This is a genomic window from Desulfosediminicola sp., from assembly GCF_048381775.1.
Classification (GTDB): Bacteria; Desulfobacterota; Desulfobulbia; order Desulfobulbales; family Desulfocapsaceae; genus Desulfopila; species Desulfopila ganghwensis.
On record NZ_JBLXGE010000006.1, the window covers coordinates 148,573 to 170,303 of the forward strand.

Sequence of the window (21,731 nt, forward strand, 5' to 3'; positions counted from 1 at the left end):
ACATTCGAGACAATGAAAAAAGATACCTGCAAAGCCCGTCGCACACACATCTGCCAGATCGCCCTGATCGTTCTGACTGCGTTATTGCTCCACGGATGTTCCGGTAAAAGGGTCGTTCCGCCCTACCCCGGCACGCCTGAACAGCCGCAATACCCGACAAGCCCGACCTATCCCGGTTATCCTACCGAGTTCCCCGGTGAGCCTACCCAATTACCGGAAGATCTCCCAATGGAGCAACCCATAACAGTGGCGCCCATTGCCCCGGAACCTACCCTTGAGGCCCCACCCTCAGAGACCGGAGCTGCAGCCGCTCTTTACCAGACTGCACGCGAATCATTAAAAAAATCGGAATACAAGCAAGCCGAGATGACAATGGAACGTGCCTTGAGAATCGAGCCGAGAAACGGCTACTACTGGTACACTATGGCCCAGATAAAATACCGCCAGCAGGACTACTCCCAGGCCATAAACCTTTGTCTTAAATCGAAAAGTTTTGCCGGTCAGGACCTGAACCTGATTGAAATCAATGATTCACTGATAGAGAATTCGCGACGAAAACTGGTTCAGTAATTCCAATTATGCCGGTTTGTTTGAGCTTATACACACAAAAGCCCTGTGTCTTCGTTGACATAGGGCTTTTGTTTTCCTGATAAGCAGAAAGATTGGGGTGAGCAACCTTTTGATTAGATGTATTGGTGGGTTAACCAGCGCCTGGTCACAATCTTACCTGACCGTCAGCCCTGTATTCTCATCTGTAACCTCAGCCACCCGCACTGCTGTACTGATCCCTGCCCCGCGCATATCTTTCACGAGTTGGTCAGCCTGATCGCTCGGCACAGCTATCAATAAGCCGCCGGAAGTTTGCGGGTCATACATCAACTCTTCCTCAGCTTTGCTCAATTTCTTTCCGACCATGAGATTGTATCGCGCCACCATGGCCCTGTTGGCACCATTACTGCCGGTGGTTTCACCCTTTTTGTACATCTCCGGTGCACCCTCATAAAAGGGTAGCCTGGAATAATCGAGAGTAATATGCGTATTGCTGGCTAATGCCATCTCCAGCGAATGCCCAAGGATACCAAACCCGGTAACATCTGTGGCTGCATGAACGTCATACTGCAACGCCAGGTCCATTGCTTTGTCATTTAATGCGGCAATCAGGGGAAGAGTCTCACGGGCAAGATCATTAAAATCAAATTTACCGGCCCGTACCGCGTTAAAGAGTACACCTGAGCCGAGAGGCTTGGTGAGAATGAGAGCGTCTCCCGGTTGTGCACCGGCATTGGTGATGATACGGTCAGGATGTACCGACCCATTCACACAAAGCCCATACTTTGGCTCGTTATCATCCACCGAATGTCCTCCGACAAGACAGGCACCGGCCTCCATTACCTTGTCATGGCCACCTTTCAGAATTTCCCTCAACACCCCCATGTCGAGATGTTTTGTTGGAAACATAACAACATTGAGCGCTGTAAGCGGCTTTCCTCCCATGGAGTAAACGTCTGAAATGGAATTCGCCGCTGAGATCTGGCCAAACCAATATGGATCATCAACCGGTGGAGTAATAAAATCCACAGTATTGATCATCGCAACATCATCAGAAATCCTATATACCGCGGCATCGTCTGAAGTCTCAAAGCCAACAAGCAGGTCTGGATCAATCGGTGAATTGAATCCTTTGAGTGCGTCCGACAAGTCCGCCGGACCAATTTTTGCCGCTCAACCGCACGTTCGAGCAAGCCGTGTTAAAGTTTTTTTCCTGAATATATTCACGTAAATCACCTTCTAATACAAATTATCCGATATCAAATACATTATTTTCCGATCGATAGCATAACCACGTATGTCCCAAAATGTAAGTGGATACCTATAAGAAAATGAATCCAATCCCAATTAATTACAGACAAATTATTCCAAGGTTCAAGCCGTGGCACTACATATCGGCTCATAGGGTAGTTGAAAGGATTGGAGATGAGGTCGTTCCGGGGAAGTCCTTCGCGAACATATTGGCAGGCCGAATTGAGGTAATTCCTGCAATCACGTCTTTCATGTTTATTTCGACATACTGCCCGTGACAAATTCAGGCTGAAAGACAAAAAAGTTCCCTGCCACACAGCAAAGGAGGAAAGAGTGCGACAGGGAACTATGGTAAAACTCAAGGAGAAATGAGTGAACCATGAAACAACTGCGGTTTATGCTGGATACTTGCCTTCAATATAGTCTTTAAGATATCTGTTTTCCACTGTCTTTTCAGTCATCTGGGCTTTGACCACATCGCCGATAGAAACAAGCCCCATTAACTTTCCCAGATCAAGAACGGGGATGTGACGGACCCTGTTTTCAGTCATGATATTCTGAAGATATGCTATATCATCATCAGGGGTTGCCACGATCAGGTCGGTGACCATAACCTCTCGCACTGTCATCTTCGGCACAAGATCAAGCCTGTTGTGTACAGCTCGTAAAATATCATTTGGGGCAACTATACCTTTGATTACGTCATTCTTGTCAACTACAAGCAATGAGCCCACTTTATTGGCAAAAAAGAGCGACATCACGTCGGTGAGCAGTGCGTCTTCATGGATTGAGATGACTCGAGATCCTTTCTGCTGCAATATATCACGAACTTTCATGGCTATCACTCCCTGGAATTGTGAGAAGTCCCTAACGGTATAGTCTCCAGTGCCTACAAACTTCGTTCTTTGCTATTCTCTCTTTCAAGAAACCTATATACTACACACGACTTGCGGTGGGGTGAACCCCACACTCAGAGCGCAGACCTTCGGAAGCCTGCCAGACCCTTAAAGCAGAACCGGGTAAAAGCCAATGGCAAAAACACATACCGCCAAAAGTGCGGTGCCAATCGGCGCCAGAGACATTCCCGTAGTTTCAAATTCTTCCTCCGGTTCCTTGAAGTACATCATCACTACCAGGCGCAGATAGTACCACATGGAAAGTACACTGGAGACTATTGCCAGCACTGCCAGTAGCATGTAACCGGCCCGGATCGCGTCAGCAATTATGTAGAATTTACCCATGAACCCGGCCGTGGGTGGAATACCTGCCATTGACAGCATGAAGATGGTTATCGCCGCCGCCGAATATGGCCGAACCTTGGCAAGGCCTTTGAAATGCTCGAAAGTATCACGGCGCTCATTTTCTCCGCCGAGATAGGAAAGAGCAGCAAAAACACCCAGAGTGGCAACTGCATACGCAGCGAGATAGTAGAGGATGACCCCACCGGTGAAGTTTTCTGTGCCAACCGCAACCAGTGCAACAAGCAGATAACCGGTGTGAACGATGCCCGATGCAGCCAGCATGCGTTTAAGGCTATTCTGCCCGATGGCGATTAAGTTGCCGGCAAACATGGTCAGTACCGCGATATAGAAGAGATACTCGACCCAGACACCCTTTAAGCCATCATCAATGATAAGGAAATTTGCAAATACAGCAAAGACAGCGGTTTTCACCGCAGTCGCCATAAAACCTGTCACCGGCAGCGGTGCACCATCATACACATCCACAACCCAGGCATGAAATGGAAATGCGGCTACTTTAAAGAGAAAAGCAACAATTACCAGGAAAGCACCGGCCGCCATGGCCGGACTCTCCAGAAAACTGGTGGTACTCAGATGACCGGCTATATCAACGAACCGTGTGGAATTGACCGCAGCATAAACAAAGGCTGTGCCCATAGTGAAAAAAGCACCGGCAAAGGCACCAAGCATCAGATATTTCAGTACAGCTTCCGACCGTTTTATATTGGTCCGGTCATAGCCTACCAGCACATAGATAGCCAGCGACATAATCTCCAGCGAGATAAACAGCGTAATTAATTCGGCTGACATTGTCAGCAGCAGCATGCCACAGGCAGCGAACATAATGAGACTGTAAAATTCGGCTGAATAGAATTTATTCTGGGTAAAATAGGATTGCGCAGTCAGGCAACTGACAAAACCACTGGCAATTATTATGAGCCCGGCCACTTTGGTGAAACCGTTGGCCACAAGCATCCCATTAAAAATCCCGCCATATGGCGTAACGCTTTCAGTGGCACTCACCATGAGCTGAACAGCAAAGGCCAAGGCAAATATGCCCAGGGCGGCTAAAGCCGTGTTACCTTCACCGAGGCTCTTCATTGATGCCATCAGCATCAGGATGATTGCTCCGGCACCTACTACTATCAGTGGAAATAGTACAATAAAATCCATCATAGTCTGTCTGGCCTCAATTCTTTTGCTCTATTTGTTCCATCAGGGGATCAGCGGAATCCGCGACCTGATGCTGCTCCGTAAGCACCTGGGCAAGTTGCTGCTTTGCCGCCGGCGCCACCTTATCGAGGAAAGGCTGCGGGTAAATACCCATAACAATGATCAGCACCACTATCGGCAAAATGGTCAGTGTCTCTATTGGGGAGAGATCGGTAAACTTTTCGGTCTTCTCAGTGAGCTTTTCAAAGAAGACCCGCTGGAACATCCAGAGCATATAGCAGACACCGATAATCAGTGTTGTGCCCGCCAATACGCCGATGGTGATATTAAACTTCACCGCTCCCAGAATGATCAGAAATTCTCCGATAAAGCCACTCGTACCCGGCAAACCGACAGATGCGAGCATAGCCACTGCAAAAAAGGTGGCAAAGATCGGAGCCTTGTAGGCAATTCCGCCCAGATCGCCAATGGTTCTTGTATCCATCCGCTCTTCTATGATGCCAAGTAGAAGAAAGAGCACTCCTGTGCTGGTGGCATGGGCTACAATCTGGTACAGGGTTCCGGTCAGGGCCTGCAGGTTCATACAGAAAATACCGAGTGCGATAATTCCCATATGTGAAGCTGAAGAAAAAGCCAGCATACGCTTGAAATCTTTCTGGGCAATTGCAGCGATACCGCAGTACATCATGCCGATCACGCCGGAATAGGCCAACAGCAAGGCAAAGCGCGCGAACTCTTCCGCAAAAATCGGCAGCACAAAGCGAATTACAGCGTAGACGCCAATTTTTGCCATAATTGCTGACAACAGGAACGTTGCAGCAGTAGGAGCCTCGGTGTACGCGTCTGGTAACCAGGTATGGAATGGAAAGAGCGGTATCTTGATGGCAAAAGCGAACATGAAGAAGATAAACGCTGCTGTAGCAGGGCCACCTGCAAGATTGAGCGCCATCAGATCTGTGATGTTAAAACTCCAGCTCCCGGTCTGATAGTGATAGACGACCCCGATATAAATGATCGCTGCCAGCATAAAGAGCGAACCGGCAATGGTGTAAAGGGTAATCTTCAGAGTTGCATGCAGCCTGCTCGGGCCGCCATAAAGTCCTATCATAAAGAAAATCGGCAGCAGCATCACTTCCCAGAACACATAGAACAGGATCATGTCAGTCGCAGCAATGGCTCCGATCATGGCACCCTGAGCTATAAGCATATTGGCATAATACCCCTTGTTCTTAGTCGTAAGCAGCAGGTATGCCATTGGAAATAAACACGCTCCAGCCATCAGCACCAGAAACGAGATGCCATCAACACCCAGGCTGTAGCTGATTCCCACCGATTCAAACAACTCCACCCTCTCGGTAAACTCAAAGCCACCGGTACCGGCAAAGTTGAAAAAGATCCTCAATCCCAGAATAACAACCAGAATCGCCGCCACCAGGCCGACGGCCCGTGCCGCCTCATTCTTCATGGGCAGCACCAGCACACCAAAACCGGCAAGGATAGGCAGAAAGATCATTACTGTCAGGATATTCTCATACATTATTCCACCTTTACAGATTCAGTGAGTGGGAGATCACCACACTCAGCACGCTGAGCCCGATAACCATGTAGATTGCATACACCCGTACATACCCTGCCTGTACGACTTTGAACGCATTGGCCAGTGCACCGTAAAGCCATACCGCAAATTTTACTGGGCCATCAGTCACAAAAGGCTCAATTCCCTTCCAGATTGTGCGGCCGAATTGCTTGTATGGGGCGACCAGCAGAGAGTGATACAGCTCGTCCACAAAGAACTTGTTGTATGCGAAATCCTTGAAACCTCTATAGAAAGGTTCTTCCGCTGTCTCGACACCAAATTTCTTCCAGGCAATATAGATACCTAATGCAAAGGCCACGATACTGCTGGCCACAGCTATAACCTCTACCCAGGCGCTGACGTGCGGGTGGTGCTCGGCAAGACTTGGAGCCAACCAGTGACTTACCTGGAGATGACCTCCGAAGATCGACGGTATATTCAGATAACCGGCAAATGCGGCACCGACGGCCAGAATAATCAGAGGTACGGTCATTACTTTCGGAGACTCATGGGCTGCATCGTATGCGTGCTGGTCCCGCGGTGTACCGTGAAAGACCACGAAAAACATCCTGAAGGTGTAATACGCCGTCATCACTGCCACCAACAGCCCAACCAGCCAGACGCCTTCATGACCGGTGGCCAGCGCCATAAAGAGAATTTCATCCTTACTGAAAAATCCTGATAACAGCGGGCAGCCTGCCAGAGCCAGGGCACCGATCAGCATGGTCGCGTACGTAATCGGCATCTTCTCTTTCAAGCCACCCATTTTCCATATGTCCTGTTCATGATGGAGGGCATGAATTACCGAACCGGCACCGAGAAAGAGCAACGCCTTGAAAAAGGCATGGGTGAAAACGTGAAAAATGCCGGCTGAATAGGCCGCGACCCCGACACCGGCAAACATGTAGCCCAGCTGGCTCACTGTTGAGTAGGCCAGGATCTTTTTGATATCTCTTTGGAAGCAGCCGAAGATTGCCGCAAGCAGCGCTGTCAGAATACCGGTCCAGGCGATTATGGTTCCGGCAAGCGGTACCTCGACATAGAGGAAGCTGAACCGGGCTACCATATAGACACCCGCGGTAACCATTGTTGCCGCATGAATCAGCGCAGAAACAGGAGTTGGACCGGCCATGGCATCCGGTAACCAGACATAAAGAGGAATCTGCGCAGATTTACCGGTTGCGCCAACAAAAAGCAGCAGACAGGCTGCCATGGCAACAGCCGGTGTGAGCTGATGAACATTTTCTCTTAAAGACAGATAATCGAAACCGCCTGAGCCGATCCCCCAAAAGAGGAATGCCATACCCAACACAAAGCCCAGGTCGCCAATACGATTTACGATAAATGCCTTATTCCCAGCCAGTACATTATCGGTATCGGTGGAGTAGTAACTGATCAACAGATAGGAACAAAGCCCAACCCCCTCCCAACCGACAAACATAACGACCGGACCGTTACCAAGTACCAGGATCAACATCGAACCGAGGAACAGGTTCAGGTAAGAAAAGAATTTCGGGAAATTCTCATCTTCAGCCATATAACCGACTGAGTATACATGAATCAGGGTGCCGATGAAGGTCACAAAGAGGAGCATCAACGAACTCAACGGGTCTGCAAGAAACCCCATGGTTATGTTCATTTCTCCCACCTGAATCCAGGTATACGCTTCCTGGACCATGAAGCGTGCCTCTTCCGGAAATAACCTCAGGTTGAAATAGACCTTTATAGCCATCAAGGTCGCAAGTGCCGGACCTATGCAGGCTAAAATCCCGTATACTTTTTCAGAAAAGCGTATCCCTTTGCAGTACAGCAGATGGAGTATCCCCAGAACCAGGGCCCCAACAAGCGGCATCATCGGGATTGCTGCAAGAAAATTCACATTATGTTCCATCTTGTCACCCTCTGAGCAGGCTGAATACGTTGGTATCCAGGTTGCCTTTATGCTTATGCAGAAGAATTACGACTGCCAGCGCCAACGCGGCCTCCGCAGCGGCAACAGCCATGACCATAAGGGCCAGTACATGCCCGTCCATACTCTCATGCAATCGCGCTACCGCGACAAACATGAGATTGGCGGCATTGAGCATAAGCTCAATGGACATAAACACCGTGAATACGTTACGCCGGGAAATGACACCGAGCAGCCCGAGACAAAAGAGTATGACGCTTAACGATAGATAATTGACAATCACGCCCTATCCTCCCTTTTACCAGCCAACACAACCGCACCAACCAGTGCCACCAGCAGTAGAATTGAAACCACCTCGAACGGCAGCAGCCATTCCTGAAACAGGACAGAGCCAACGCCCTTCACGCTGCCAAAGCCGTTACCAACGATTTGGGCATCACCGCCAGGCACTCTGCCAATGACTTTCAGCAGGAACATGGCCAGTGGGGTGATAACCACCGCTCCACCGATAAAATAGAGCCAACGACCCGACTCATCGGGGAGGTCCTTCTCGCCAATATTCAGAAACATGATAATGAACAGGATCAGCGACATGATAGCGCCGGCATAGACAATAAGCTGAATGGCAAAAATCAGCTTAGCGGAGAGCAGCGCGTAAAGTCCAGCCAGTGAAATAAGGGTAATGATGAAACTCATCGCCCCGTTCATGGGATGGCGCAAGAGCACTAAGCCAAGAGCGCCCGCAACGGCAAGGATAGAAAATCCGAAAAAGAGCAACGTTGAAATCATGATATCAGCATCCTCCTTTCTTGTATTCGTCTTCTGTAAAACCAGCAGGCGTTTCAAGCAGGTCATTCAGGCGGAGCATCATTGATTCCCTCGTATAGCTGGTTACTGAAAAGATTCCAGTGTCCATGCGAATGGCATCAAGCGGACATGCCTCCACACAATATCCGCAGTAAATGCACTCAAGCAGGTCGATGTCGAATTTGACCGGCATTTTCTCCGTAACACCATCTGTCCGTTCCCCTGCCTCAATCATGATGCATTTTGAAGGGCAGTTTGTCTGGCACATGAAACAGGCTACGCATTTCACCGTACCGTCTTCCCTCTTGGTCAACCGGTGCCTTCCCCGCCAGCGAGAAGTAATTTCCGGTTGTACCTCCGGGTAATGGCGTACATAAAGTCGCGAGTTATCCATCAGGTTTCTGAAGAAGTGACCAAACGTTACAACCATCCCCTTGACCACTTCGACCAGATAGAGCTGCTCGAGAAATGTTCCACCTTTTCGTTCAATGGTTTTTACTTTTGCAGTCATAAACGTCCCTCAGCCCAGTGATACGACTACTGCACTGGTAATGAAGATGTTGAGCAGAGCCAGTGGCAAAAGTTTCTGCCAACCAAGTCTCTGCAGCTGATCGTAGCGGAACCGGGGGAGGGTCCACCGCACCCAGACATAGACGAAGCACATCAGAAAGGTCTTGAACAGGAAACATCCCATCTGCAGTAATGCCACCAATACCCTGCTGCCGGACTCACCTGAAGAAAAGATCAGAAAGCTTATGAAGATCACTTCAAGAATTACCACCAGGCTCCAGAGCACCGCAGCATATGCCTTGGCTTCACGTACCCGGGGATCGTCCGGACGATCGTAGTGGCTCCTGTTGTTTTTCTTCATCCAGTTTGCGAAGTAATAGGCGGCAACCGGTATTGCCACCATCAGTACCAACGCCACCGGTTTGATATGATTGACAAGAGTCTCGGTGCTGAACCACGGGATCTGGTAACTGCCGAAATAAAGGGTGACGATCAGTGCCGAAGAAACAAACATGGCCACATACTCACCCATGAAAAACAGGGCAAACTTCATGGAGGAGTATTCCACATGAAAGCCTGCAACTATCTCGCTTTCGCCTTCCGCCAGGTCAAACGGCGTACGGTTGGTCTCGGCAAAGGCGGCAACGATGAAGATGATTACGCCAATTGGCTGTAAAAAAACACCCCACATCGGAATAAAGCCGAACAGCAACTGGCCTTGGAATTGCGCCATTTCGCTCAGGTTCACCGTGCTGTACACCGTAAGGAGAGCCACAAGGGCAAGTCCCATCGGAATTTCATAACTGATCACCTGGGCTGCTGCCCGCAATCCACCAAGCACACCATATTTGTTATGTGATGACCAACCAGCCAGAATTATCCCGTAGACACCAAAGCCGACCACCGCGAGAAACCAGAGAATGCCGACATCAGTCGGAATTGCCTGCATCACGTATGAATTTTCTCCAAGCACCAGAGTATCGGCGAAAGGAACAACCGCAAAAGAGAGGATGGCGGTTATGAAAACCAGTGATGGCGCCAGGATGAAATAAAACTTGTGTTTGATATGGCCCGGAACGATGTCCTCTTTGAATATCAACTTTACTGCATCGGCGATATTCTGAATGAGACCGGCGGCTCTGTAACCCATCACATTACAACGGTTTGGGCCGGCACGATCCTGAAAGAAACCTGCACCACGCCGCTCCATCCATACCAACACAGCCACAAAGCTGAGAGGGACAAAGGCACCGAAGGCTATACGAACAACGATTAGAAGAATATCAAGCGCTGACATGGGCCTCCTCACTCACTGAAAGTTGCAATCCCTCTGCCGGGATCAGATCCGGTTGAACCTCGGCCAGCTCAGGTACAGCACTTCGTATCCCTGACCAGGCCTGACCACTATCGCTAACATCGCCACCCAGCATACGGGTAACTTCCAGAACATCGATCAGTTCTTCGTTTTTTCGAACCACCGGTGAGAAGGCTTGCAGAATCCCATCCTCATTGACGACGCAGCCGCCATATTCGCTGTATGATGCCACCGGCAAAACTACAGTCCCGTTATCCGTCAGATAGTTGGCATGAGTTGAGATGGCGATCACCTTCTTGCCTGCAACCACCGCCTTCATCTCTTCATTGGCATCAAATCTGAACAGATCGTTATCAAAATTTACCAGCAGGTCACACTCGGCCAGGGCCTCCTCAAAACGTTGTTTGCTGGTTTCTATTTCAATGAGTTCCAACCCTTTGCGGTTGGCTGACTTGTCGTCCCGGATCAGGTAGTCGTCTCCGTCACCCTCTTTGATGTACGCATCGCTGTAGCCAAAACATTCTACCCCCGACAAGGTTGCCAACCGTTTTACTGCCCACTGTTGCTCCAGGCTTGAGTTGGGTGAAACCAATATCAGCGGTTTTTTTGCCTCGCTAAGCTCCTGCCTGATGGTATGCACCGCTTCACTGACTGCTACCAGATCACCCTTTACCGTGGCCTCAGTCAGACGGTTCTCATTTTCGCTCTTATAGCTCATCCGCCCCTCATCACAGATGAAGTAGCCATTGACCAGATCGTTATGACGGGCGCGGTAGCGGTAAATCACGTCATCTTTATATTTTTCGCGATTATGATCGATATGGATGTTGCATCCCTTCGCGCAGCCATGACAGATCCCTTCATCCTTTTTCAGGAACCAGACCCGCTGACTGAAACGAAAATCTCTGCTGGTCATGGCACCAACCGGGCAAAGATCGACCACATTGAGGGCGTATCGATTGTTCAAGGGTCTACCAGGGAAGATGTTTACTCTGGCAGTATCCGTTCGATTGACGATTCCCAGTTCACCAGTCCCGGTTATCTGCCTGGTAAACCGTACACAGCGCCCGCAGAGTACACAGCGTTCCTGATCGTGGACTACGCCGCAGCCAAAATCCAGATTCTTGGACTTTTTCACCTGGGGAACCCGCATCCTGCTCTCCTGCAGGTCATGCTCCATGTAATAATCCTGCAGCTTGCATTCACCCGCCTGATCACAAATCGGACAATCCACCGGGTGGTTGATGAGCTCCAGCTCCATAACATCGCGCTGGATCTTTTTAATTTTTTCAGTATCAAGCTGGACCCGCATCCCCTCCATCGCCGGAGTCTTGCAGGCCGGCACCAGCGGTGGCCTGCCATCCTCGATACCAACCAGGCACATCCTGCAGTTGCCATCGGCACCCAAAGCAGGATGATAACAGAGATGAGGAATCTCAATTCCGACCGCACCGATTGCATCAATCAGGTTCTTGCCGGATTCGACCTCTACCTCCTCGCCGTTTACAAATAATTTCAGCATATCAGCCATGATCACCCCTAATTCCGTTGCAGCTCGACATTTGCAGGTGCACTATTCACTCTGTCTTTCGCGTATGCCTCAAACTCATGCCGGAACTTATCCAGATAACTGCGCACCGGCATGGTACAGGCAGCCGAAAGTACACAGACGGTTTTCATCTCAATGTTGTCGCAGAGTTCCCTGAGCAGCTCTATATCCGCCATGGTACCCTCGCCTTCCAGCAACTTCCCGATGATCTTCTTCATCCAGCCGAGCCCCTCACGACATGGTGTACACTGGCCACAGGACTCATGGTGATAGAAGTGGATGAGATTCTGCACCAGTTTGACCACATCCACAGTCTCATCCAGGACCACGATACCGCCGGAACCGAACATGGTGCCATGTTCCGCCATGGACTCGTAATCAAGCGTTACTGTTTTGGCTTCTTCAGCGGTCAACACCGGTGTTGAGCTTCCACCAGGGATAACACCCTTCAGCTTGCGTCCCTTCCAGACACCACCGGCAACCTTTTCGAGGACCTCCAGCAATGGCAGCCCAAGCGGCAACTCGTACATCCCGGGCTTTTCAACGTGTCCCGATATGCCGAACAGGTGTGTTCCCGCGCTTTTCTCGGTACCATAGACGCTATATGCCTCCGCACCATTGGTCATGATGAAAGGCAGGCTGGCAATGGTCTGCACATTATTGATGATAGTCGGGCAACCATAGAGTCCTTCCACCGCCGGAAAAGGCGGTTTTGACCTGGGTTGTCCTTTCTTGCCCTCGATTGACTCCAGCAGCGCAGTCTCTTCACCACAAACATAGGCGCCTGCACCACGATGAACCGTAACGTCGATTCTGAAATCCTGACCAGCGACTTTTTCTCCCAGATAGCCAGCCGCATACGCCTCATCGATTGCAGCCTGCAACACCTTGACCTGGGTGGTATATTCACCGCGGATGTAGATATAAACGTCGTGACAACCAATGGCCCAGCAGCAGATGATGATCCCCTCGATCAGCATATGCGGATCACGAACGAGGATGTACCTGTCCTTGAAAGTCGCTGGTTCAGACTCATCGGAGTTGACGGCTAAATAGGTCGGTTTGCCAGTATCTTTGGGGAGAAATCCCCACTTGACGCCAGCGGGAAAACCTGCTCCACCCCGACCACGCAAACCCGCTTTTTTCACCTCTTCCGTGACATCGACAGGTTCCATTGAAAACAGCTTATCCAGTGTCGAGTAGGCGCCATGCTCCTTGGCCACTTTCAGGAGATTCGCATTTTCAATTTCAAACTTTTCGCTGAGAATTTTCACTTCCATTTCATGCATGGTCGCACCTCCTATTCCAGCGTGGCCAGTAGAGCTTTGATCTTGTCCACATCCATCTCCTCGTAAAACTCTCCGTTTACCTGGACAACAGGCGCTGTACCGCAATGACCAAGACATTCGACCTCTTCAAGACTGAATCGACCATCCTCACTCACCTTGCCCGGCTGCACCCCAACTTCCTGACCCAAATAGTCGACAATCTCCTGTTTTTCCCGCAGCCAGCAGGAAAGTGTACGGCAAACGCAGATATGATATTTGCCCAGGGGCTTGAGGTTGAACATGGTGTAAAAGGTCGCAGCCTCATAGACTTTGGCAGCGAAGGTACCGATCCTGTCGGCGATATAGGCCATGGCCTCCACACTGATCCAGCCCGCCTGTTCCTGTACCAGCCAGAGCGCCGGCAGGATCATCGATTCGCGGGTAGGATAGCGCTTGACCAACCGCTCAAACTCGGCGTCACGCACCTCGTCGAAAGTGAACTCCTTTCCTGTGGTAATCAGCTCTGATCTGTCGCTCATCTGTCTAACTCCCCGCCAATAATGTTGATACTCCCAAGATTGATTACGGCGTCTGCGATCATCTCGCCTTCGACCATCTCATGGAATCCACCCATTATGTAAAAACATGGCGGACGCACCTTGAGTTTGTAGGGTTTGCCAGATCCGTCGGAAACAAAGTGAAAGCCCAATTCCCCGTTAGCAGCCTCAAAGCTGTCATACCACTCACCTTTAGGTACTTTGATTCCTTCAATGACCAGTTTGAAGTGGTTGGCAAGGCCTTCAATATTGCCGTACACCTGCTCTTTTGGCGGAAGCACTGCTGAATGATCGTCAATGAAGACAGGCCCTTCAGGAATATATTTCATGGCCTGACGGATAATTTTTATCGACTCGAAAATCTCCTCGAATCTGACCATAATACGATCGTAGATATCACCGCTGGAGCCCACCGGAATATTGAAGTCGAAAGATTCGTAGTTGTAATACGGGTTATCTTTTCTGAGATCGAATGGCACACCGCTCGCTCTCAGGCATGGCCCGGTGAAGCCATAGGAGAGTGCCGTATCTTTCGGCAGGACACAGACGCCCTGGGTACGGTCATGGACGATCCGGTTCTTGAGTACCAGCGCCAGCGAATCTGAAACACCTTTTTCAATGGTCTTCAGTTGCGCTTCCATGTCATGCTCCCAACCCTCATAAAAATCGCGATACATCCCACCGATCCTTGTGAAAGAGCTGGTCAGACGGGCACCGGTCAAACGTGAAATAAGATCATATGAGGACTCTTTTTCGTTGTAGAGGTACCAGTAGTTGGTAAGGCCTCCCATATCAACCAGATTCGCCGCTATACAGACCAGGTGATCCTGTACCCTGTAAAACTCTGAGAGGACTACCCGCATGAACTTGGCCCGCTCGGTAATCTCTATCCCCATCCATGACTCTACCGCCTTCACGTAAGCGATATTGTTCATCATGGATGAGCAATAATTCAACCGGTCGGTCAGCGGCACTATCTGATTGTACGTTCTGTCTTCTGCTGTCTTTTCGAAGCCACGGTGGAGATAACCGATCTCGTTAACGTTAGCCAGGATACTCTCACCATCGAGAGCGGTGAAGATGCGGATCGCACCGTGGGTCGCGGGGTGAGATGGTCCGAGATTCAGAAACATGATCTCGGTATTGATATCCTTCATGGTGGTCTCATCGACCCCCTTCGATTGCAACCTCGCCTTGATCTCGTCTTCCATGGAGTAGGTCTCATGGCAGACCTGCCTTTTGACGATGTCGTAATCCTTACGTAATGGATGTCCTTCGAATTGCCAGTGGTTCAGGATTCTGCGCAGATCAGGATGACCGATGAAATGAATGCCATACTGATCATACACCTCCCGTTCCCCCCAGTTTGCTGAACTCCAGATATTTGAGCAAGTGGGCACCCCTATCTCAGGATCCTCAACCGGAGTCCTAACTTGAACCAGCAAGCTATCATGCCAGTTCCTCAGGGTATACACGACATAGAAGCGACTATCCTTTTTATCAGGAAAATCCCGATAATCGATCGCTGTGATATCCACCAGCAGCCCGAAATCAAGATCAGGATAGTTCTTCAGTTTAGTAAGTGTTTCCTCAAGCTTTTCCGGAAGAACGGTGATCTCTACATAGTCAAGCACTTGCCTGCATTCTACATCCGGAAAAAAACTGCAGATTTTTTCAGTCACGTTCGCATTCATGATCAGTCTAGGATCCCTATGTAATCTTTATGACGATCTTCCAGTACGCTCTCTGTCTGGATCTGCTCCTGGATCTTTATCAACGCATCCAACACGGCCTCTGGCCGTGGCGGACAACCGGAAATATACACATCTACCGGAATTACGTTATGAATCCCCTGTACTGTCGAGTAGTTGTCATATATTCCACCGGAACTTGCACATGCCCCCATTGCCACTACCCATTTAGGTTCCGGCATCTGATCATAAATTCGCTTGAGGATAGGTGCCTGCTTGTAGCTGATAGTTCCACAGACCAGCATGAGATCCGCCTGACGAGGAGAAAAACGAACAACTTCAGCGCCAAAACGTGAGATATCATGCTGACTGGCAGCGGCACTCATAAACTCGATAGCGCAGCATGCGGTACCAAATACCATTGGCCACAGTGAATACTGTCGGCCCCAATTGACAACCTGATCCAGCCTGGTGGTAATAACCGTTTCGCCTAGAGCGGCTTCCAATCCTAACGCCAATTGAGCACCCCTTTCTGTAAAATGTAAATAAGTCCGGTAAGTAACAGTACGATGAACACAGCCATCTCGAGAAACCCGAACATTCCGAGATCACGGAGACTTACCGCCCACGGATACATAAAAACTGCTTCGATATCGAAGATGAGAAAGAGAATGGCCAACAGATAAAACTTCACACTGAACTTCTGATCGGCCAGGCCAACGACATTCTTGATTCCGCTTTCGTACGGATCATTTTTGGCGACACCACCAGCTCTTGGCCCAAAAATTGCCGTAACAAGCATGAATGCTGGGATAATTATCGCCAACCCAAAGAATACTGCTGTAGATAAAACGAGTTCTGTCGACATACGCGCACTTCCCTCCGACGTTCAACTGCACTTTGAGGTTTATGTGATAAACACACACATTTACGAGTTGAATACGCATCAATTACCAAGGAGATCAAGCCATTGTCAAGCACTACAAATACGTTTAATCGGGAACTTAATAAGCCTTCTAGCCATTAGGTTGTGCAAACATTTTCCTGAAGTTGTGCCCAATGTGCAATCGATACTGCTGCGCTGAGGTATTACCAGCTCATTTAAGATCTGGTAATTCTGTGACTAAATGGTTCCCGCACACGTCTACATGCGGATAACGCAGAAGATAGCAGAAAAGGAACGGCCCTCACAGTCTTTTAATAGGTTAGGCGCCACACGAGCCTCACGGCACATCACCAGCAGGATCGCACAAAATGACTACCTTCAGCTATCACGGACGCCCACATATCAATAATACAGATGACATATTGCAACTCACCTTATGCTCATCCTTTTGTCTTTCCGCACAAATCGGTTGCACATTACGCCCTCAATGCGAATCCATGGATGACGTTTACGTAATAGTAATTTTTTTGTTGAACCAATGATTATCGACAGGAAAACAGGTGTACACCACTTATTTACGTAAAGGTGACCAACGTGTTGAAGAGATAAAATTACGGCCAGGTGGAAATAAACGATTCAGATCGCCGCCTATTCCTGATTTTGGCTTTTTGAGGTGGGGAGTTGGCAATATCACTCCATCAGGTCGTGTTTTATTTGAGTTTTCTCCTACTCAGCACCATCATCCACATAATCTATTAAACAGGTTAATTCCAAGTACACCGCTTATCCCCCGTCCAGTCCTGCAGAGTTGCGGGAGCAATCAGATTAAAGATTTATCAAATCGTATATTTTAAGGCTGCCGAAAAACTGCTTGCATTGAATTCGATATCCATGATAAAAAGATCATTCTCTGTTAAATGTACGGATGATTCCGTATCAAAATCTTGGTTGCACATCCGTTTTTCAGGAACTCCTGTCCTGGATATCCCAAAACACCTGATGCTCATGCCGCAGCTCTCAGTTTTCAGGTCTTTTAGAACCTCCTCCAGCATTAAAAATTATGAGAACGTATAATCTTCGTGTCGAGAAAATTGGTGGAACATCAATGGCTCGCTTTCCTGAGATCATTGATAATGTCATTCTATGTAAAGAGCAGGAAATTTACGGGCGTATTTACACTGTTTCAGCTTACGCCGGCATAACCAACGAGCTTCTCGAGCACAAGAAAAGCGGAAAACCAGGGATATACAAACTCTTCGTTGAACAGGAAAATTACCCGATCAAACTGCTCGCCCTGCGAGACGCCCTCTTCGCCTTAAACGAGCAGTTCGTTGAAGCTGGTCTGGACCTCAAAGAGGCCAACGACTTCATTGGAGATCGCATAGATCTGGCTATCAATATCCTTCGTTCTATGGAAAATGTTCTCGGTTCCGGATATGTCAGCCGCCAGGAGGTGTTACTCGCTGCACGTGAACTTCTTGCCTCACTCGGCGAGATGCACAGCGCCTTCAACTCAGCAAATATCCTGAAAAACAGAGGTTACAATACTACTTTCGTGGATTTGAGCGGCTGGGAAGATGGCAGACAGATGACCATCGATGACCGCATCAAGGACAGCTTTGATAAAATCGATCCTTTCTCCACCATTTGTTTCGCCACCGGTTACACCAAAGGCACCGAAGGCATCATGCGGGAATTTGATCGGGGTTACTCCGAGGTTACGTTCTCCAAGGTGGCAGTACTTCTTGGAGCCTCAGAGGCGATCATTCATAAAGAATACCATCTCTGTTCCGGCGATCCGCTCATTGTGGGTGAAGAGGAAGTTCACCCGGTCTGCAACACGAACTATGATGTTGCCGACCAGCTGGCCGATGTCGGTATGGAGGCAATTCACCCCAAAGCCTCAAAGCCACTTGAGATCAATTCCATCCCGATCCGGGTAAAAAATGCATTTGACCCGGACCATCCTGGAACAACTATCACCAAAGAGTTCATTGCCCCGACCTCTAAAGTCGAGATAGTTACCGGCTCGGCTTCAGTCGCATGCCTTGAGATTCATGATACCAGAATGGTGGGTGAGGTAGGATTTGATCTCCGCATCATGAATGTTTTCGTCAAACATGGTGTCTCCTATATCAGTAAAGTGACCAATGCCAACACCATTGATCTGATAATTGAGGAAAAAGACTGTACTCCAAGACTCGTTGCCGAACTCAGCGATACCTTTGAAACTGTATCCACCACACTGGTGGCAATAGTATGTGCAATCGGCTCCAATATTGCCCAGCCCGGCATCATGGCCAAAGCATCCCAGGCCCTTGCCACCGATGGTATCAATATACTTGCTGTCTCCCAGACCTCACGCCAGACCAACATGCAGTTTATCGTGCACCGTGATCAATTCGCGCAGGCACAGCGAGCCCTTCACAATGCTCTCTGCAAGTAAGCACTTTGTATAATTGCTATTTTCCGGGTCTGAGATCGTGGCAACAGCCCCCGCTCTCAGGCCCGGTTATTTTCATGGAACAGGAGATACCGGTTTCCGCGTCAACGACCTCAACAATCCGCAGTTCTCCTTAATCAATCCATAACCATCTGATACCCCGTCAATTATTCCCTTTCACTCCTCCTTCCAGCCACAATCAGATACAGCTAAAGCCTACAGTTACAACCAGATACGCAGATATCCTTCACATTATTCGTTTTCATTGCCGGTTGGCAATTTTATCTTGCATCGCAAGGTGAATGTGGTATCAAAGTTGATAGCGTTTTAGGCTCTTAAAAACGAATCATTCGTTAATTTAACCTTTTTCGAGACCAAACGTCCCCCCCCAGGTGTCTAAAGAACCATAAGTAAGGAGATATTCGTATGAAGAAATACTGGGCCCATTTTTCCAAAGTACTCGTTGTAGTACTCGCTCTTACCCTTGCCGGGTGTGCCGGCCAGAACAAACAAACCCAGGGTACAGCAGTCGGTGCCGGCGTTGGCGCCGGGCTTGGTGCCATCGTAGGCCAGGCCATCGGTGGCAGCACTGAAGCTACGCTGCTTGGAGCCGGTATCGGTGCAGCCCTTGGTGGTGTTACCGGAAACCAGGTAGGTCGCTACATGGATCGTCAGGAGCAGGATCTGCGTCAGGCCATCGCGGCTTCAGATGCTGCCAGCATCAGAAGAGAGCAGGACATACTCAGAGCAACCTTCAAGTCTGAGGCCTTCTTCGACTACGATTCAGCCACTGTCAAATCTGGTGGAATTAGCGAACTTGCCAGAGTGGCCACCGTATTGAACAATTATCCACAGACCCACATTCAGGTTGCCGGTCACACTGACTCCCGTGGTGCAGAAGAGTACAACAAGCGCCTCTCTGAAAGACGTGCGACTGCAGTTAAAAATGTCCTCGTTCAGCAGGGTGTTGATGGCAGAAGAATTGCAACCATCGGTTATGGCGAATCACAGCCGATCTCTTCCGATCACGCTATGAACAGGCGCGTTGAAGTCATCATTATTCCCGATGCAAACGGTGTCGCCCAGTACTAGAATCTGACAGTACTAAAATCTGATTTTAGAGGGTGATGATTTTCACCCACCGAATTTCAGAAAAAAAAAGCCCGATGTGAAACACATCGGGCTTTTTTTGCTTCATGCCTGCTGGGCATCCGACTACCTGCTCAGCAAAATATTCCAGGCCTCTTTATACCTACCAGCAAAACACCTCAGCCGCTTTAGGCGCCCCTCCAGTTCCGGACTTCCCATGCCGGTAAGGCATTTTTCTCTCTTCAGCCCCAGTGGACATCCTTTTGAGAACCATACATATCCACTTTCGTTTAGAAAGGGTTGCGGCAAACTCTGTTTTTCGGATTTCAACTCGAAACCGTCAAGAAATTAGCATTAGCGCCGTAATGCCTCCAGGACATTACGACTCGGCAAACCATTGACCTGGAGCCCCGCCTGGATTTCGAATTGGCGAATTGCAGCTCTGGAACCACGACCGAGAAAACCATCCAGTTCTCCCTCATACAGCCCTTTCTCACGTAACAGGCGCTGAATCTCAAGCCGCTCTTCAACAGTGAGATCATTCTTCATACGGGGCCATTCCTTCGACATCCCACCATAGCCTGCAATATTGTCTGCCAGGAGTCCCACCGCCAGCGCGTAACTGTCTGAGTTGTTATACCGTTTAATTACATAAAAGTTTTTGATCATGAGAAAACCTGGACCATTTTCTCCGGCAAATATTTTTAAAACTCCACTATCTCCCGGCCGGGGGAACTGTTTTCCAGCCGGTCGAACTACTCCAAGTTCAGCCCATTCGGCCAAAGTTTTTGTCTGATCGGCATACTGGCCTATACCTTTTGGTAAGATGACCTCATACCCCCAGGTCTTTCCTGCACGCCAGCCATTTTTGGCAAGCAGATTGGCTGCTGTTCCTAATGCGTCCGGCACAGAATTCCAAATATCTCTTTTTCCATTGCCGTCGATATCGACCGCATAGGACTCATAGCTGGTCGGAATAAATTGGGTATGTCCCATGGCCCCGGCCCATGATCCGAGCATACCATCACGATCAATGTCACCGGCTTGCAGTATTTTCAAGGCTGTAATCAATTGAGACTGAGCGAACCCGCTCCTTCTCTCATCCCCCCAGGCCAGCGTTGCCAATGCCTGAGGAATATAGTGAAGAATTTCTTTCCGTTGTAGTACAGCCCCGTAGTTCGACTCCATAGACCAGATAGCCAGCAGCACATAACGGCTAATGCCAAATTGCCGCTCTAAAAGAGCAAAGGTGGCCATATGCTCTTCAGCCAGACTGCGACCTCGTTCAATCACGGCTGGAGTTATCCTCCTGTCGAGATACTGCCAGACTTCCTGGACAAACTCCGGCTGATACGCCGCTCTCTCGAGAACCTTCATGTCGGGTTCATCGATACTCTCAAAGGCCAGGTTCCAGGTTGCTTCATCCACACCCTGGCCAATGGCTTCTGTTTTAAAGCCGGCAAGCCAGGACTGGAAGTTTTCCATAGTCTGGTTGTTGTCGTCGGCAGCAACCGCATTAACAGTCAAGCCAACAGTATATAGCAGTGCCAAAAGCACATATCGAAGTCGTTGCATATTCATTTTCCCCTTAACTACGTCTTCTGGTCAGTATCCAACCGCTTCCCTGACAGGCAACGCAGTCTATAGATACAGACTCCTTGCCAGTCCCGTCGCAAGCGGTACACTCTTTCCAGTTAATCGGGTCCGAAGTATCGACAAATATTCCCTTGCAGACATTTTGCCCACGGATTCGTCCACAGGACGTTCCTACATCTTCTGAATGGAAAGAATAACGAATACAATCTGTACAAACTGCGGAAGGTCGTTTGTCGAATCCTGTCATTTTTATCTCATTAATATCTGCATACAGGGCGCCGGGCTACAATGGCCACGAGGAAAACTCCGTCTTTTCCGACG

The 21,731-nt window shown here is 49.3% G+C and carries 20 protein-coding genes; 3 read left to right on the forward strand and 17 right to left on the reverse strand.

The genetic code is table 11. The features are described from left to right. Nucleotides 1–12 precede the first annotated feature (12 nt). The gene (locus ACN5NT_RS11695; protein ID WP_419175554.1) at nucleotides 13–570 is read left to right on the forward strand and encodes a hypothetical protein; all 558 of its coding nucleotides are present in this window, start codon (nucleotides 13–15) and stop codon (nucleotides 568–570) included. Between the two features lie 153 nt (nucleotides 571–723). Here ACN5NT_RS11695 and selD read toward each other — a convergent pair whose 3' ends face one another. The 15 genes from selD to ndhC all read right to left on the reverse strand — a co-directional run bounded on the left by selD (nucleotide 724) and on the right by ndhC (nucleotide 16,264). Next, nucleotides 724–1,713 (reverse strand): selenide, water dikinase SelD, encoded by a 990-nt coding sequence (gene selD / locus ACN5NT_RS11700; protein WP_419175641.1) that lies wholly within the window; start codon nucleotides 1,711–1,713, stop codon nucleotides 724–726. Nucleotides 1,714–2,195: 482 nt separating this feature from the next. After that, nucleotides 2,196–2,636: a CBS domain-containing protein gene (locus ACN5NT_RS11705; RefSeq protein WP_136797000.1), complete on the reverse strand. Its 441-nt coding sequence runs from the start codon at nucleotides 2,634–2,636 to the stop codon at nucleotides 2,196–2,198. Between the two features lie 168 nt (nucleotides 2,637–2,804). Beyond that, nucleotides 2,805–4,217, reverse strand: coding sequence for an NADH-quinone oxidoreductase subunit N (locus ACN5NT_RS11710; RefSeq protein ID WP_136797001.1), 1,413 nt, complete (start codon nucleotides 4,215–4,217; stop codon nucleotides 2,805–2,807). A 13-nt stretch (nucleotides 4,218–4,230) separates the two neighbouring features. After that, a complete protein-coding gene (locus ACN5NT_RS11715; RefSeq protein ID WP_136797002.1) occupies nucleotides 4,231–5,751 on the reverse strand; it encodes a complex I subunit 4 family protein in 1,521 nt (506 codons plus the stop codon). A gap of 10 nt (nucleotides 5,752–5,761) precedes the next feature. After that, nucleotides 5,762–7,681 carry an NADH-quinone oxidoreductase subunit L gene (nuoL, locus tag ACN5NT_RS11720; protein ID WP_136797003.1) on the reverse strand — a complete coding sequence of 640 codons (1,920 nt, stop codon included), beginning with the start codon at nucleotides 7,679–7,681 and terminating at the stop codon, nucleotides 5,762–5,764. 4 nt (nucleotides 7,682–7,685) lie between these two features. Then, nucleotides 7,686–7,982 (reverse strand): NADH-quinone oxidoreductase subunit NuoK, encoded by a 297-nt coding sequence (nuoK, locus tag ACN5NT_RS11725; RefSeq protein WP_136797004.1) that lies wholly within the window; start codon nucleotides 7,980–7,982, stop codon nucleotides 7,686–7,688. Beyond that, nucleotides 7,979–8,488, reverse strand: a complete 510-nt coding sequence (locus ACN5NT_RS11730) for an NADH-quinone oxidoreductase subunit J (protein ID WP_228721389.1) — start codon at nucleotides 8,486–8,488, stop codon at nucleotides 7,979–7,981. Before ACN5NT_RS11730 ends, nuoK begins: the two co-directional genes overlap by 4 nt. A 4-nt stretch (nucleotides 8,489–8,492) precedes the next feature. Continuing rightward, the gene (locus ACN5NT_RS11735; protein WP_136797005.1) at nucleotides 8,493–9,017 is read right to left on the reverse strand and encodes a NuoI/complex I 23 kDa subunit family protein; all 525 of its coding nucleotides are present in this window, start codon (nucleotides 9,015–9,017) and stop codon (nucleotides 8,493–8,495) included. Nucleotides 9,018–9,026: 9 nt separating this feature from the next. After that, nucleotides 9,027–10,313 (reverse strand): complex I subunit 1/NuoH family protein, encoded by a 1,287-nt coding sequence (locus ACN5NT_RS11740; protein ID WP_136797006.1) that lies wholly within the window; start codon nucleotides 10,311–10,313, stop codon nucleotides 9,027–9,029. Continuing rightward, on the reverse strand, nucleotides 10,300–11,862 hold the full coding sequence (locus tag ACN5NT_RS11745) for a 2Fe-2S iron-sulfur cluster-binding protein (RefSeq protein WP_419175555.1): 1,563 nt from the start codon (nucleotides 11,860–11,862) through the stop codon (nucleotides 10,300–10,302). The genes ACN5NT_RS11740 and ACN5NT_RS11745 overlap by 14 nt, the downstream gene beginning before the upstream one ends. A gap of 8 nt (nucleotides 11,863–11,870) precedes the next feature. After that, nucleotides 11,871–13,160 carry an NADH-quinone oxidoreductase subunit NuoF gene (gene nuoF / locus ACN5NT_RS11750; protein ID WP_136797057.1) on the reverse strand — a complete coding sequence of 430 codons (1,290 nt, stop codon included), beginning with the start codon at nucleotides 13,158–13,160 and terminating at the stop codon, nucleotides 11,871–11,873. 20 nt (nucleotides 13,161–13,180) lie between these two features. Next, nucleotides 13,181–13,687 carry a complex I 24 kDa subunit family protein gene (nuoE, locus tag ACN5NT_RS11755; RefSeq protein ID WP_136797008.1) on the reverse strand — a complete coding sequence of 169 codons (507 nt, stop codon included), beginning with the start codon at nucleotides 13,685–13,687 and terminating at the stop codon, nucleotides 13,181–13,183. Beyond that, nucleotides 13,684–15,387, reverse strand: coding sequence for an NADH-quinone oxidoreductase subunit D (locus ACN5NT_RS11760; RefSeq protein WP_419175556.1), 1,704 nt, complete (start codon nucleotides 15,385–15,387; stop codon nucleotides 13,684–13,686). The genes nuoE and ACN5NT_RS11760 overlap by 4 nt, the downstream gene beginning before the upstream one ends. A 14-nt stretch (nucleotides 15,388–15,401) precedes the next feature. Next, the gene (locus tag ACN5NT_RS11765) at nucleotides 15,402–15,914 is read right to left on the reverse strand and encodes an NADH-quinone oxidoreductase subunit B (protein WP_136797010.1); all 513 of its coding nucleotides are present in this window, start codon (nucleotides 15,912–15,914) and stop codon (nucleotides 15,402–15,404) included. Beyond that, nucleotides 15,905–16,264 (reverse strand): NADH-quinone oxidoreductase subunit A, encoded by a 360-nt coding sequence (gene ndhC, locus ACN5NT_RS11770; RefSeq protein ID WP_136797011.1) that lies wholly within the window; start codon nucleotides 16,262–16,264, stop codon nucleotides 15,905–15,907. The genes ACN5NT_RS11765 and ndhC overlap by 10 nt, the downstream gene beginning before the upstream one ends. 1,078 nt (nucleotides 16,265–17,342) lie before the next feature. Between ndhC and ACN5NT_RS11775 the strand changes: the two genes are divergently transcribed. Together ACN5NT_RS11775 and ACN5NT_RS11780 are read left to right on the forward strand one after the other, a co-directional pair. Next, nucleotides 17,343–18,728 carry an aspartate kinase gene (locus ACN5NT_RS11775; protein ID WP_136797012.1) on the forward strand — a complete coding sequence of 462 codons (1,386 nt, stop codon included), beginning with the start codon at nucleotides 17,343–17,345 and terminating at the stop codon, nucleotides 18,726–18,728. A 423-nt stretch (nucleotides 18,729–19,151) separates the two neighbouring features. Beyond that, nucleotides 19,152–19,817 (forward strand): OmpA family protein, encoded by a 666-nt coding sequence (locus tag ACN5NT_RS11780; protein WP_136797013.1) that lies wholly within the window; start codon nucleotides 19,152–19,154, stop codon nucleotides 19,815–19,817. A 351-nt stretch (nucleotides 19,818–20,168) separates the two neighbouring features. Here ACN5NT_RS11780 and ACN5NT_RS11785 read toward each other — a convergent pair whose 3' ends face one another. Then, nucleotides 20,169–21,395, reverse strand: coding sequence for a lytic murein transglycosylase (locus tag ACN5NT_RS11785; RefSeq protein ID WP_419175557.1), 1,227 nt, complete (start codon nucleotides 21,393–21,395; stop codon nucleotides 20,169–20,171). A gap of 7 nt (nucleotides 21,396–21,402) precedes the next feature. Continuing rightward, a complete protein-coding gene (locus tag ACN5NT_RS11790; RefSeq protein ID WP_419175558.1) occupies nucleotides 21,403–21,657 on the reverse strand; it encodes a hypothetical protein in 255 nt (84 codons plus the stop codon). Nucleotides 21,658–21,731 lie beyond the last annotated feature (74 nt).